General features: G+C 44.1%; 6 protein-coding genes and 5 rRNA genes (1 of these 11 running past the window's edge). 10 read left to right on the forward strand and 1 reads right to left on the reverse strand.

The window, feature by feature from the left end:
- From MHB45_RS26660 to MHB45_RS26705, 10 genes are all read left to right on the forward strand, one after another.
- Positions 1–1450, forward strand: a 23S ribosomal RNA gene (locus tag MHB45_RS26660); it begins 1483 nt to the left of the window's first position.
- A 64-nt stretch (positions 1451–1514) separates the two neighbouring features.
- Positions 1515–1630, forward strand: a 5S ribosomal RNA gene (rrf, locus tag MHB45_RS26665).
- Positions 1631–2387: 757 nt separating this feature from the next.
- Positions 2388–3938 (forward strand): 16S ribosomal RNA (locus tag MHB45_RS26670).
- A 176-nt stretch (positions 3939–4114) separates the two neighbouring features.
- Positions 4115–7047 (forward strand): 23S ribosomal RNA (locus MHB45_RS26675).
- 64 nt (positions 7048–7111) lie between these two features.
- Positions 7112–7227: ribosomal RNA gene (gene rrf / locus MHB45_RS26680) — 5S ribosomal RNA — on the forward strand.
- Together the 16S, 23S and 5S rRNA genes form the textbook arrangement of a ribosomal RNA operon.
- An 866-nt stretch (positions 7228–8093) precedes the next feature.
- On the forward strand, positions 8094–9296 hold the full coding sequence (locus tag MHB45_RS26685; RefSeq protein WP_072274060.1) for an MFS transporter: 1203 nt from the start codon (positions 8094–8096) through the stop codon (positions 9294–9296).
- A 66-nt stretch (positions 9297–9362) separates the two neighbouring features.
- Entirely contained in the window at positions 9363–10124 is a 762-nt protein-coding gene (aroD, locus tag MHB45_RS26690; protein ID WP_072274061.1) for a type I 3-dehydroquinate dehydratase, read from the forward strand.
- 60 nt (positions 10125–10184) lie between these two features.
- On the forward strand, positions 10185–11069 hold the full coding sequence (locus MHB45_RS26695) for a shikimate dehydrogenase (protein ID WP_072274062.1): 885 nt from the start codon (positions 10185–10187) through the stop codon (positions 11067–11069).
- Between the two features lie 271 nt (positions 11070–11340).
- The gene (locus tag MHB45_RS26700; RefSeq protein ID WP_072274063.1) at positions 11341–12546 is read left to right on the forward strand and encodes an MFS transporter; all 1206 of its coding nucleotides are present in this window, start codon (positions 11341–11343) and stop codon (positions 12544–12546) included.
- A gap of 222 nt (positions 12547–12768) precedes the next feature.
- Positions 12769–13782 carry a LacI family DNA-binding transcriptional regulator gene (locus MHB45_RS26705; RefSeq protein WP_072274064.1) on the forward strand — a complete coding sequence of 338 codons (1014 nt, stop codon included), beginning with the start codon at positions 12769–12771 and terminating at the stop codon, positions 13780–13782.
- 115 nt (positions 13783–13897) lie between these two features.
- On the opposite strand, the gene MHB45_RS26710 is transcribed toward MHB45_RS26705, so the two are convergent.
- Entirely contained in the window at positions 13898–14455 is a 558-nt protein-coding gene (locus tag MHB45_RS26710; protein ID WP_053533572.1) for a shikimate kinase, read from the reverse strand.
- Positions 14456–14959: the final 504 nt, after the last annotated feature.

Here is a 14959-nt window from a genome sequence, read left to right on the forward strand (position 1 = left end):
AGGATAGGGTAAGCGCGCTGTTGGATATGCGCGTCCAAGCAGTTAGGCCGGAAACGAGGCAAATCCCGTTTCCATTAAGGCGGAGCTGTGATGGCGAGGGAAATATAGTACCGAAGTTCCTGATTCCACGCTGCCAAGAAAAGCCTCTAGTGAGATGTAAGGTGCCCGTACCGCAAACCGACACAGGTAGGCGAGGAGAGAATCCTAAGGTGTGCGAGAGAACTCTCGTTAAGGAACTCGGCAAAATGACCCCGTAACTTCGGGAGAAGGGGTGCTTTTTAGGGTGAATAGCCCAGAAAAGCCGCAGTGAATAGGCCCAGGCGACTGTTTAGCAAAAACACAGGTCTCTGCGAAGCCGCAAGGCGAAGTATAGGGGCTGACACCTGCCCGGTGCTGGAAGGTTAAGGGGAGAGGTTAGCGCAAGCGAAGCTTTGAACCGAAGCCCCAGTAAACGGCGGCCGTAACTATAACGGTCCTAAGGTAGCGAAATTCCTTGTCGGGTAAGTTCCGACCCGCACGAAAGGTGTAACGATCTGGGCACTGTCTCAACGAGAGACTCGGTGAAATTATAGTACCTGTGAAGATGCAGGTTACCCGCGACAGGACGGAAAGACCCCGTGGAGCTTTACTGCAGCCTGATATTGAATTTTGGTACAGCTTGTACAGGATAGGTAGGAGCCTGAGAAGCCGGAGCGCCAGCTTCGGTGGAGGCGTTGGTGGGATACTACCCTGGCTGTATTGAAATTCTAACCCGCGCCCCTTATCGGGGTGGGAGACAGTGTCAGGTGGGCAGTTTGACTGGGGCGGTCGCCTCCTAAAGAGTAACGGAGGCGCCCAAAGGTTCCCTCAGAATGGTTGGAAATCATTCGTAGAGTGTAAAGGCACAAGGGAGCTTGACTGCGAGACCTACAAGTCGAGCAGGGACGAAAGTCGGGCTTAGTGATCCGGTGGTTCCGCATGGAAGGGCCATCGCTCAACGGATAAAAGCTACCCCGGGGATAACAGGCTTATCTCCCCCAAGAGTCCACATCGACGGGGAGGTTTGGCACCTCGATGTCGGCTCATCGCATCCTGGGGCTGTAGTCGGTCCCAAGGGTTGGGCTGTTCGCCCATTAAAGCGGTACGCGAGCTGGGTTCAGAACGTCGTGAGACAGTTCGGTCCCTATCCGTCGCGGGCGCAGGAAATTTGAGAGGAGCTGTCCTTAGTACGAGAGGACCGGGATGGACGCACCGCTGGTGTACCAGTTGTCTTGCCAAAGGCATAGCTGGGTAGCTACGTGCGGACGGGATAAGTGCTGAAAGCATCTAAGCATGAAGCCCCCCTCAAGATGAGATTTCCCATGGCGCAAGCTAGTAAGATCCCTGAAAGATGATCAGGTTGATAGGTCAGAGGTGGAAGCATGGTGACATGTGGAGCTGACTGATACTAATAGATCGAGGACTTAACCAACGCTTTTTAAAAAATGAAATACCTTCTTATTATCTAGTTTTGAAGGAACAACGTTCCTTTTATGTTTGGTGGCGATAGCGAAGAGGTCACACCCGTTCCCATTCCGAACACGGCAGTTAAGCTCTTCAGCGCCAATGGTAGTTGGGGGTTTCCCCCTGTGAGAGTAGGACGCCGCCAAGCCATTTGAAAAGATCAGCCATCCGGCTGGTCTTTTTTTGTTTTCATAAGTCACGAAAAAAGATGGCAGTTCATATTGAATGTGAATGTAATGATTTGTAGTATCCTGTATTGGTTTTATATCGTCATTTTTAATTCCATTGTGATGTCCATCATAAGGTGTGTATCTATTTGAAGGTGCTGATTTCTTTTTAATCAGCCGATAACAAACAAAGCATATTATAGAAATAACAAATAAAGTATAAGCATATGCCATTTAATCACTCCTTAAACCCCTTAATTGAAATAAACTAACAATCTCTACGAACACAGCGCAAAAAATAAAAATCATTAAGGTTTTGTCGGGATACCCTAGCAAAACGGACCTTGAAACATTCTTCACCTAATTTTAAGAAAAAGAATTATTTATTGTGAAATGTGTTGACTTTATGGTGGGAAAGGATTAATATAAATAAGCACCAACTAAGACATGCAAAAAACTTCATTGCTTTTGGCAGGTTGCTGAAAGAAATAATAACTATTGACTTCTTACTATGAAAATGATAAGATGAAATGGTCGCTGAAAAACACAGCGATTTAAAATAAGTTAAAAACTTCGCAGAAGTTGACAACTAATCAATAAGATGTTATGATGAATAAACAGCCGTTCGAAAGAACGATTGTGGAAATTGCTCTTTGAAAACTGAACAAAACAAAGCGCCAACGTTAAATTTTAAGTGAGCACACACTATCAAAAAAGCAAATGAGCAAGTCAAACATTTCTTCGGAGAGTTTGATCCTGGCTCAGGACGAACGCTGGCGGCGTGCCTAATACATGCAAGTCGAGCGAATCGATGGGAGCTTGCTCCCTGAGATTAGCGGCGGACGGGTGAGTAACACGTGGGCAACCTGCCTATAAGACTGGGATAACTTCGGGAAACCGGAGCTAATACCGGATACGTTCTTCTCTCGCATGAGAGAAGATGGAAAGACGGTTTACGCTGTCACTTATAGATGGGCCCGCGGCGCATTAGCTAGTTGGTGAGGTAATGGCTCACCAAGGCGACGATGCGTAGCCGACCTGAGAGGGTGATCGGCCACACTGGGACTGAGACACGGCCCAGACTCCTACGGGAGGCAGCAGTAGGGAATCTTCCGCAATGGACGAAAGTCTGACGGAGCAACGCCGCGTGAACGAAGAAGGCCTTCGGGTCGTAAAGTTCTGTTGTTAGGGAAGAACAAGTACCAGAGTAACTGCTGGTACCTTGACGGTACCTAACCAGAAAGCCACGGCTAACTACGTGCCAGCAGCCGCGGTAATACGTAGGTGGCAAGCGTTGTCCGGAATTATTGGGCGTAAAGCGCGCGCAGGTGGTTCCTTAAGTCTGATGTGAAAGCCCACGGCTCAACCGTGGAGGGTCATTGGAAACTGGGGAACTTGAGTGCAGAAGAGGAAAGTGGAATTCCAAGTGTAGCGGTGAAATGCGTAGAGATTTGGAGGAACACCAGTGGCGAAGGCGACTTTCTGGTCTGTAACTGACACTGAGGCGCGAAAGCGTGGGGAGCAAACAGGATTAGATACCCTGGTAGTCCACGCCGTAAACGATGAGTGCTAAGTGTTAGAGGGTTTCCGCCCTTTAGTGCTGCAGCTAACGCATTAAGCACTCCGCCTGGGGAGTACGGCCGCAAGGCTGAAACTCAAAGGAATTGACGGGGGCCCGCACAAGCGGTGGAGCATGTGGTTTAATTCGAAGCAACGCGAAGAACCTTACCAGGTCTTGACATCCTCTGACAACCCTAGAGATAGGGCTTTCCCCTTCGGGGGACAGAGTGACAGGTGGTGCATGGTTGTCGTCAGCTCGTGTCGTGAGATGTTGGGTTAAGTCCCGCAACGAGCGCAACCCTTGATCTTAGTTGCCAGCATTCAGTTGGGCACTCTAAGGTGACTGCCGGTGACAAACCGGAGGAAGGTGGGGATGACGTCAAATCATCATGCCCCTTATGACCTGGGCTACACACGTGCTACAATGGATGGTACAAAGGGCTGCAAACCTGCGAAGGTAAGCGAATCCCATAAAGCCATTCTCAGTTCGGATTGCAGGCTGCAACTCGCCTGCATGAAGCCGGAATCGCTAGTAATCGCGGATCAGCATGCCGCGGTGAATACGTTCCCGGGCCTTGTACACACCGCCCGTCACACCACGAGAGTTTGTAACACCCGAAGTCGGTGAGGTAACCTTCATGGAGCCAGCCGCCTAAGGTGGGACAGATGATTGGGGTGAAGTCGTAACAAGGTAGCCGTATCGGAAGGTGCGGCTGGATCACCTCCTTTCTAAGGATAATTACGAGAGCGCTTTTGTTTTGTTCAGTTTTGAATGAGTAATTCATTCAAATAGGAAAGACAGTCATCACGATGTGATGGATTCTTTCTGCTTTGTTCCTTGAAAACTAGATAATAGATAGAAGGCAATTAATTTTTTTCAAAGCATCTGTAAGATCTTTTTTAACGGTTAAGTTAGAAAGGGCGCACGGTGGATGCCTTGGCACTAGGAGCCGATGAAGGACGGGACTAACACCGATATGCTTCGGGGAGCTGTAAGTAAGCTTTGATCCGGAGATTTCCGAATGGGGAAACCCACTGTTCGTAATGGAACAGTATCTTTACCTGAATACATAGGGTACTGAAGGCAGACCCGGGGAACTGAAACATCTAAGTACCCGGAGGAAGAGAAAGCAAACGCGATTTCCTGAGTAGCGGCGAGCGAAACGGAATTAGCCCAAACCAAGAGGCTTGCCTCTTGGGGTTGTAGGACACTCAACATGGAGTTACAAAGGAACGGGGTAAATGAAGCGACCTGGAAAGGTCCGTCGAAGAAGGTAAAAACCCTGTAGTTGAAACTTCGTTCCCTCCTGAGTGGATCCTGAGTACGGCGGGACACGAGAAATCCCGTCGGAAGCAGGGAGGACCATCTCCCAAGGCTAAATACTCCCTAGTGACCGATAGTGAACCAGTACCGTGAGGGAAAGGTGAAAAGCACCCCGGAAGGGGAGTGAAATAGATCCTGAAACCGTGTGCCTACAAGTAGTCAAAGCCCGTTAATGGGTAATGGCGTGCCTTTTGTAGAATGAACCGGCGAGTTACGATTTCATGCGAGGTTAAGTTGATGAGACGGAGCCGCAGCGAAAGCGAGTCTGAATAGGGCGAATGAGTATGAGGTCGTAGACCCGAAACCAGGTGATCTACCCATGTCCAGGGTGAAGTTCAGGTAACACTGAATGGAGGCCCGAACCCACGCACGTTGAAAAGTGCGGGGATGAGGTGTGGGTAGCGGAGAAATTCCAATCGAACCTGGAGATAGCTGGTTCTCTCCGAAATAGCTTTAGGGCTAGCCTCAAGATGAGAGTATTGGAGGTAGAGCACTGATTGGACTAGGGGCCCCCAACGGGTTACCGAATTCAGTCAAACTCCGAATGCCAAATACTTATTCTTGGGAGTCAGACTGCGAGTGATAAGATCCGTAGTCGAAAGGGAAACAGCCCAGACCACCAGCTAAGGTCCCAAAGTATACGTTAAGTGGAAAAGGATGTGGAGTTGCTTAGACAACCAGGATGTTGGCTTAGAAGCAGCCACCATTTAAAGAGTGCGTAATAGCTCACTGGTCGAGTGACTCCGCGCCGAAAATGTACCGGGGCTAAACGTATCACCGAAGCTGTGGATTGACACCGTATGGTGTCGATGGTAGGAGAGCGTTCTAAGGGCGTTGAAGTCAGACCGGAAGGACTGGTGGAGCGCTTAGAAGTGAGAATGCCGGTATGAGTAGCGAAAGAAGGGTGAGAATCCCTTCCACCGAATGCCTAAGGTTTCCTGAGGAAGGCTCGTCCGCTCAGGGTTAGTCGGGACCTAAGCCGAGGCCGAAAGGCGTAGGCGATGGACAACAGGTTGATATTCCTGTACCACCTATACATCGTTTGAACGATGGGGGGACGCAGAAGGATAGGGTAAGCGCGCTGTTGGATATGCGCGTCCAAGCAGTTAGGCCGGAAACGAGGCAAATCCCGTTTCCATTAAGGCGGAGCTGTGATGGCGAGGGAAATATAGTACCGAAGTTCCTGATTCCACGCTGCCAAGAAAAGCCTCTAGTGAGATGTAAGGTGCCCGTACCGCAAACCGACACAGGTAGGCGAGGAGAGAATCCTAAGGTGTGCGAGAGAACTCTCGTTAAGGAACTCGGCAAAATGACCCCGTAACTTCGGGAGAAGGGGTGCTTTTTAGGGTGAATAGCCCAGAAAAGCCGCAGTGAATAGGCCCAGGCGACTGTTTAGCAAAAACACAGGTCTCTGCGAAGCCGCAAGGCGAAGTATAGGGGCTGACACCTGCCCGGTGCTGGAAGGTTAAGGGGAGAGGTTAGCGCAAGCGAAGCTTTGAACCGAAGCCCCAGTAAACGGCGGCCGTAACTATAACGGTCCTAAGGTAGCGAAATTCCTTGTCGGGTAAGTTCCGACCCGCACGAAAGGTGTAACGATCTGGGCACTGTCTCAACGAGAGACTCGGTGAAATTATAGTACCTGTGAAGATGCAGGTTACCCGCGACAGGACGGAAAGACCCCGTGGAGCTTTACTGCAGCCTGATATTGAATTTTGGTACAGCTTGTACAGGATAGGTAGGAGCCTGAGAAGCCGGAGCGCCAGCTTCGGTGGAGGCGTTGGTGGGATACTACCCTGGCTGTATTGAAATTCTAACCCGCGCCCCTTATCGGGGTGGGAGACAGTGTCAGGTGGGCAGTTTGACTGGGGCGGTCGCCTCCTAAAGAGTAACGGAGGCGCCCAAAGGTTCCCTCAGAATGGTTGGAAATCATTCGTAGAGTGTAAAGGCACAAGGGAGCTTGACTGCGAGACCTACAAGTCGAGCAGGGACGAAAGTCGGGCTTAGTGATCCGGTGGTTCCGCATGGAAGGGCCATCGCTCAACGGATAAAAGCTACCCCGGGGATAACAGGCTTATCTCCCCCAAGAGTCCACATCGACGGGGAGGTTTGGCACCTCGATGTCGGCTCATCGCATCCTGGGGCTGTAGTCGGTCCCAAGGGTTGGGCTGTTCGCCCATTAAAGCGGTACGCGAGCTGGGTTCAGAACGTCGTGAGACAGTTCGGTCCCTATCCGTCGCGGGCGCAGGAAATTTGAGAGGAGCTGTCCTTAGTACGAGAGGACCGGGATGGACGCACCGCTGGTGTACCAGTTGTCTTGCCAAAGGCATAGCTGGGTAGCTACGTGCGGACGGGATAAGTGCTGAAAGCATCTAAGCATGAAGCCCCCCTCAAGATGAGATTTCCCATGGCGCAAGCTAGTAAGATCCCTGAAAGATGATCAGGTTGATAGGTCAGAGGTGGAAGCATGGTGACATGTGGAGCTGACTGATACTAATAGATCGAGGACTTAACCAACGCTTTTTAAAAAATGAAATACCTTCTTATTATCTAGTTTTGAAGGAACAACGTTCCTTTTATGTTTGGTGGCGATAGCGAAGAGGTCACACCCGTTCCCATTCCGAACACGGCAGTTAAGCTCTTCAGCGCCGATGGTAGTTGGGGGTTTCCCCCTGTGAGAGTAGGACGCCGCCAAGCCATTTAAAAAGATCAGCCATCCGGCTGGTCTTTTTTTGCGTCAAGAAGAAATTATGAAGCCCTGTTATATATATAGAAGCTGTTACCTCACCATTGAAAGGGGCTGAAATCGAAAATTGTTCATCCTTTTAAATTTAACCCGTTTCGACTATCGTAACTTAGGATATAAGCGAGATATTAGTACCATCTGCTTAGACATTGGGTTATTAAAATCGATTGCAAATAACTGGATAATTGGATTTAAATAAGCAGCAGTACATATATTTTAGCTAAAAAGAAATTAATTCAGAAACTGGTAACTAAAAATGTGGGAAATATCAAAATAGAAGGAAGCCCTCATAAAGGATAAAATAATTGGTGCCTCTGCAAATAAAAGGTATTCTTCCAACTTGTATGAACACTAACAAATACAAGGCAGGGCTGAACCTTTAAGGTAAATAAGATCCAAAATGAGACCTTCGGAATTTAAAAATAATGAGTATGAGGAATTGCTCTATGGTGATTAAGGACCGCTTCATGAGTTTGACACAATTAAATTAGCGCAGTATAATAATCCAGTAGAACGATATACTAAATAAATTTAACTAATTAGCGGTAGCATAAGTGTTTTATCAATACTTTTCTAATCGATTAAAATTTAGTAGAACGATATACTAACAACAAGCACAATTAGTAGAACGATATACTAGTAATGCGCAAGTTAGTAGAACGATGTACTAACTTAGCCGGTTAATCTATGAAGTTTATTGTTTTATTTAGTACGTCATTATTTTTCTTAAATTTATGGTATGGGGCAAGGGGGCAACATCTGAAAGGCTTAAGAATCAAATTGCATTTCGATAACTTTTTAAATAGGGGTGTGTTTCATGAAAAATCCATTTATAAAAATGGCCACAGGTTTATATATTAGCTATTTTATTTTAGGCATGATCAATATAATCATTGGATCAAATATGGAAAATTTGTCAAATCAATTAAATACTAGTGCCTCAGGGATAAGTTACTTGGTCTCTGCCATAGGAATCGGTAAGTTAGTTTCTTTGTTTTTCGCCGGTAGACTATCGGATAAATTAGGAAGGAAACCATTTGTTGTTTCAGCATCTTTTATCTACCTGATCTTCCTTATAGGCATACCATTGGCTCCTAACTATACATTGGCATTTATATTTGCTGTATGTGCTGGTATTGCCAATTCATTTTTGGATGCAGGTACGTATCCAGCACTTATTGAGGCTTTTCAAAAGAAAGCTGGTTCCGCTACCGTATTAGTAAAAGCGTTCGTTTCAATCGGTGCCGCACTTCTTCCATTTATCATGGCGTTCTTTATAGCTAGAGATATGTTTTACGGGTATACATTCTTCTTAATGGCTGCTGTATATCTTGTTAATGGGTTTTTCCTGCTTAAGGTTTCATTCCCGGATCATAAAGCCCAAAGCCAAACTCAGAATGATAAACAAGCTGTGCCGGTTCAACAGCAATTCCTCTCAAAACCGAAGTTTGCTCAGGAAGGTTTGGCCGTCATACTATTAGGCTTCACATCAACAGCTTTATTCATGTTGGTTCAAGTCTGGCTCCCGAACTTCGGACAAGATGTATTGGGGCTAACCCAAGCTAAGGCTGTTCAATTGCTTAGTTACTATAGCATTGGCTCCCTTGTTTCTGTCATTTTACTAGCTGTTCTATTGAATAAAGTAATTAAGCCCATTACCGTCATGATTATCTATCCGGTCATTGCGGCGTTATCTTTATTGTCACTCATCTACATCCAGCAACCATTTATAACCGTTTTGAGCGCTTTCTTCATAGGGCTTTCAACTGCAGGGGTATTCCAATTAGCCATGACAATAATCACGGAATTCTTCCCTGCCAATAAAGGTACGATCACCTCATATGTAAACATTGCAGGTAGTTCAGCCTTTATCATCATACCCTTCATTACTGGTATCATTTCTAAGAGTGCTGGGTTAACAGCGGTCTTCTTGTTTGATGTGGCAATTGCGGCAGTTAGTATTTTATTGGCCGTATTCGTTGCCTATCGATACAAAAAGGTAATTAAAGTTTCCAATTAAACAATCTAACCGAACATCAGTGGGGGATGAACCCCACTGATGATAGTGATAAAAGGGGGATACATCATGCAAACAATCACGATCAAAGACGTAACGATCGGAGAAGGGGTTCCAAAGATCATCGTACCACTAATGGGGACAAGTGAAGAAGAACTGCTTAAAGAAGTTGAAACGGTAAATGCACTACGGCCGGATATCATTGAATGGCGAGTAGATGTCTTTGAACAAGTCGAAAGCTTAGAAGCCGTTTCGGATATGATTACAAAAATTAGAAATGCGGTTCCCAGTACTTTGCTGCTTTTCACTTTTAGAAGCGATAAAGAAGGCGGAAACAAGGAAATCAGCGATGATTATTATTTCCAACTTCTTCATACAGCAATTAAAACGAAGAATATTGATCTTGTCGATGTTGAGTTGTTTTTTGAGGAATCATCAGTGAAGGAGACTGTGAAGGTAGCTGAGGAAAATGGGGTATACGTTGTGATGTGTAACCATGATTTCGATAAGACACCAGCAAAAGAAGAAATCATTTACCGATTGCGTAAGATGCAGGAATTTGGCGCCCATATTCCCAAAATCGCTGTAATGCCCCAAACAGTAGGTGACTTACTCGTATTATTAGATGCAACTTACACGATGAAAACAAAGTATGCCGATCGCCCATTCATTACGATGTCAATGTCGGGTACAGGCCTGGTCAGTCGATTATCAGGTGCGGTGTTTGGATCTGCTTGTACATTCGGTGCCGGAAAAGAAGCATCTGCACCAGGACAAATTCCTGTTACACAATTAAGGAATGTATTGGAAATCATTGATCAAAATATTTAATTCATAATTCCTTCCAAGAAGGAATTTATATAAAGTTTAAAAAATCAGGGGGAATAGAACATGGAAAATCTAGGACGAATTAATGGGAAAACAGAATTAGTAGGATTGCTGGCAACACCTATCGGACATTCATTATCACCTGCCATGCATAATTTAGCTTTCGATAAATTAGGCTTGAATTGCGCCTATTTAGCATTTGAGGTTGGAAATGAAGAGCTGGAAGATGCAGTCAAAGGGATGCGTGCATTAAATGTAAAAGGATTTAACGTATCCATGCCTAATAAAATGAAGATCCTTCCATATCTTGATGAATTGGCGGACAGTGCTAAATTTTCAGGAGCGGTTAATACAGTTGTCAATGTCGATGGAAAGTTCGTAGGGCACAGCACTGATGGAATGGGATATACCCGGAACCTAAAAGAACATGGTATTGATATTAAAGGCAAGAAAATGACTCTTATCGGTTCTGGTGGGGCTGCTACCCCAATTGCCATTCAATCTGCGCTGGAAGGTGTGGCGGAAATCAGCATTTTTGCTCGTGATGATGCATTCTTCCCGCAAGCAGAAGAGAATGTACGAATCATCAATGAGGATATGAAGCATTTAAATGTGAAAGCCAATGTATACCCTCTTGAAAATGTTGAACAATTAAAGGCTGAAATCGCAACTAGTGATATTTTGGCAAATGGAACCGGCGTTGGCATGAAACCACTTGAAGGCTTAAGTGTCATTCAAGACGAATCAATGCTGCGTCCTGATTTAATCGTAACCGATGTTGTTTACATCCCACGAAAATCTAAACTAATGGAACAAGCTGAAGCTGTAGGTGCTACCGCTATTAATGGTCTTGGGATGATGCTTTGGCAAGGTGCACTAGCCTTTGAATTATGGACAGGTAAACAAATGCCTGTTGATTTCATCAAAGAGCAATTGTTTGCAGAATAAAATGATTCCACTCTGGAGATTGTTCTCCAAATAGAGGTTTTTTTCATACTCGATGTGCATCATTTATTAAATGATTAAAAAAATTGGGTGCACCAAACCTCGGAGCTAAGAAATTCAGGGAGTGAAATCCCTTGTTTTTCTTAGCGTTTTTTTTTGAAAAGTGGTTTTCATGTAAATGGATAACATAAAGGGGAGACTTTAATGTAATTACATTGTGCATTAAGGTGTTATATGGGAGTAACACAACGCGATTTATTATAGGGGTGTAATAATGAAAAATCAGTATTTTAAAGCGGCATCTGGCATGTATATTAACTATTTTCTGCTGGGGATGGTTAATATAATTCTCGCCTCAAACATGCCCTCTTTAACAGAGCAATGGGATACGGACTCTACTGGCATTAGTTATCTTATTGCGGCAATAGGAATAGGCAGATTACTCACGTATGGTTTCTCGGGAGTATTATCAGATAAATTTGGAAGAAAACCATTAATCATGGTCTCTTCGGTTATAATGGGCGTTTTTTTAATTGGGATTCCTTTTTCCCCCACATATGAAATGGCCTTTGTATTTGCCTTACTTGCGGGAATTTCCAACTCAGCCATGGATGCTGGTACATATCCGGCGCTAACTGAAATGTTTCCTGAATCTGCTGGTTCCGCGAGTGTTATGGTTAAGGCTTTTGGTTCGCTTGGTGCTACAATCCTGCCATTCATCATCTTGTTTCTTACTACGAACCAATTATTTTACGGGTTTGCATTTTTAGTACCGGCTGTCATCTATTTCATGAATATGTTTTTGGTGTTGTCCGCTTCATTTCCAAGCAAATCCGAAGCTGTCAGTAAAGAAGAGGATTTTCATAGTAACAGGTTCATAACGGAACCTAAATTTTGGAGCGAAGGAGTCGCACTAATCATAATTGGGTTTACATCAACTGCGTTATTTACAGTTTCGCAAATCTGGTTACCGAGTTTCGGCCAGGAAGTCGCAGGGATGCCATCTTCAAGTGCAATTAAATTATTGAGCTATTATAGTGTGGGGTCACTTATTTCCGTCCTGCTATTATCCATCTTATTAAACAAATGGATTAAGCCCGTGACGGTGATATTGCTTTATCCAATGATTACTTTACTGACGGTAATCATCATATTAACGATTCATTCACCTATTGTCTTAAGTATTAGCTCCTTTTTCCTTGGAGCCTCGACAGCTGGGATCTTTCAATTAACCATTGCAATAATGACTGAACTTTTCTGGAGAAAAAAAGGAACTGTAACAGGGATCGTTGCGACGGCATCCAGTTTGGCGAGCGTCATTTTACCAATTGCAACGGGCTTGATCGCTAAGAGTGGGGATATATCGCATATATTTCTTTTTGATTGCTTTATTGCTACTATAGGAATCCTGGCTGCAGCTTTTGTATATTACCGGTATAAGAAATTGACACAGCACCAGACCATATTTAACCATGGCTGAAAATATTGAAGGATTTACTTAAAACTCCATCTTCCGGAACTAGGATGGCGTTTTTTTTTGGACTAATGAATAGTGGATATAGATGTTTTGGCGTGATTAAAGATCGTTGAGATTCCCATGTTCCAAAAGCAAGGGTGTAATAATGACAGTAACTATATTATTATAGAAAGAACATGATAATAATAAGTACATCAAAAATACATTCAAGATGGTGATTGAACTATGAAACAATCCAAAAAAGGGCGGGTCACACTGCAACAGGTAGCGAAACATGCTGGGGTATCTACCTCCACTGCTTCCCTTATCGTTCGCAATAACCCTCGAATATCGGAAGCGACGCGAAAAAAAGTATTAAAATCGATGCATGAATTGGGTTATGTGTACGATAGAATTGCAGCAAACCTAAGGTCGCAGAGTTCTGATACTGTAGGAATCATTATTACCGACATATCAAATACCTTTTTTTCTGAATTCCTGATAGGCGTTCACGATGCATTGGATGAGGTCGGGTATACAGTGTTGCTGGGGACTACATTCGACTCGGTTGCCAAGCAAGATCATCTCCTTTCAACCATGATGGAACACAGGGTGGGTGGCCTGATTCTTTGTCCTGTCTCTGAAAGCTCACAAGATACAATTGAACGGTTAAATGAAATTGACACGCCGATGGTGCTTGCTGTCAGGGAACTGCCTGGAGTGAATAGCGACTATGTAGGCATAGACTATCCAGAAGGAGCCAGGATCGCTGTTGATCATCTCCTTGGAAAGGGGCATAAAAGAATTGCGCTCCTTGGTGGCATAAAGGAATCTTCTACTTGGATCGAGAGAATGGAGGGATACCGTGAAGCTCTTTCAAGAGCGGGATTGGAAGTGGATGAATCGTTGGTGATAGATAGTGCCCCTACACGGGAGGGAGGACTTGAGGCTGTTTTGAAAGTACTTGAGAATCCTAATCCGCCTACCGCGATTTTTTGCTTTAGCGACTTAATTGCCTTTGGTGTTATGCAAGGATTAATGATGAAAGGAATTAATCCTGGAAAAGATATGGATATCGTTGGGTTCGATAACGTTCCAGTCGCAGAAATCTATCACCCTCCGCTAACGACCATTTCCTCATTCCCTAGACGTATTGGGAAAGAGGCAGCGAATCTCCTGTATCAGCAAATGGAGAAAATAGAACGTGAACAACAGCGAATCATATTGAATCCAGAACTGATTATTAGAGAGTCTTCCTAAAAAAGAAAAATAAAAAGGTGATTAGTTCACAGGAGGTTAGGTACCGCTGTGCCCTTTTCATCTTTTCTATTATTCTTTTATTGGGAACATTGATTACATATCAGAAAGGTTTGCCTTACTTAAGCGGTTCATAAATATCCCAGGCGACTTTCAATGAATCGACTATAAAGTCTGCCACTTCATCAACATCTAGATCATTGGTATTCACTTTTGAATGATGATAGGAGTATATTTCCTGTCTCGTGTAAAAGAGTTCTTCGATTTCCTCAAGGGACCGGCTTTGTAAAACGGGTCTACTATCAATAAGCAAGCCTATTCTCTCTTTCCAGTATTCCCAAGATAAGTCCAGGTAAAAGACAATGCAATTGGATAAACAGATATTCCGTATATCCTCTTGTAAAAATGCCCCGCCTCCAACTGAAATGATTTTCAATTGTTGTTGACTAAGGCTTTCAATCACACTTTTTTCTTTTTCGCGAAAAGCTTTTTCCCCAAACTTCTTGAAGATTTCCGTAGTGGGCATATTGAATTCCTTTTCAATTTCTTGATCTATATCAATAAAGTCCCTATATAATTTCCTGGCTACTTTCTGTCCGATCGTCGTCTTTCCTACCCCCATAAAGCCAATAAAAACGATACTTTGCATCCTCAAAGATGTGTTTTTATTAATCATTTATAAATCCCTCTCCCAACTATTTTTTATAATGATTAAAAGTCTCTCCTGAAATTTTTAAAATATATTTATTATAGTACAAGAAAGTAAAATTGTAAAAAAATATTTTAATATTTGGACAATGGAACCCTGTGCTTTAGCGGTTTAATGTTTAATAACCCTACCCGGAAGGAGCAATCAGGTTTCAGTATTCGATTTATGCATCTAATTATTCGTTTCCTCATCTATCCAGGTTGTTATTGGCATTACCTATCAATTGCATGGTTTATGGATTTTTCCAAATGCATCACTTAGTTGAAGGGGAAGCGGTAGTTCAAATGGATGGGATAAATGATTTTCCTGGTTTATATGTTTTAAGAGGAAGCCAAGGTGTGACAGTCACATTTATTCCTTCATATAAGTGATTAATTCATTTAAAAAGAAAATGTATGAAATGGGTTGACTTAATGGTGGGAAAGGATTAATATAAATAAGCACCAACTAAGACAAACGCAAAACTTCATC

The sequence above is a fragment of the Peribacillus sp. FSL K6-5616 genome (assembly GCF_038008245.1).
GTDB classification, from domain to species: domain Bacteria; phylum Bacillota; class Bacilli; order Bacillales; family DSM-1321; genus Peribacillus; species Peribacillus frigoritolerans.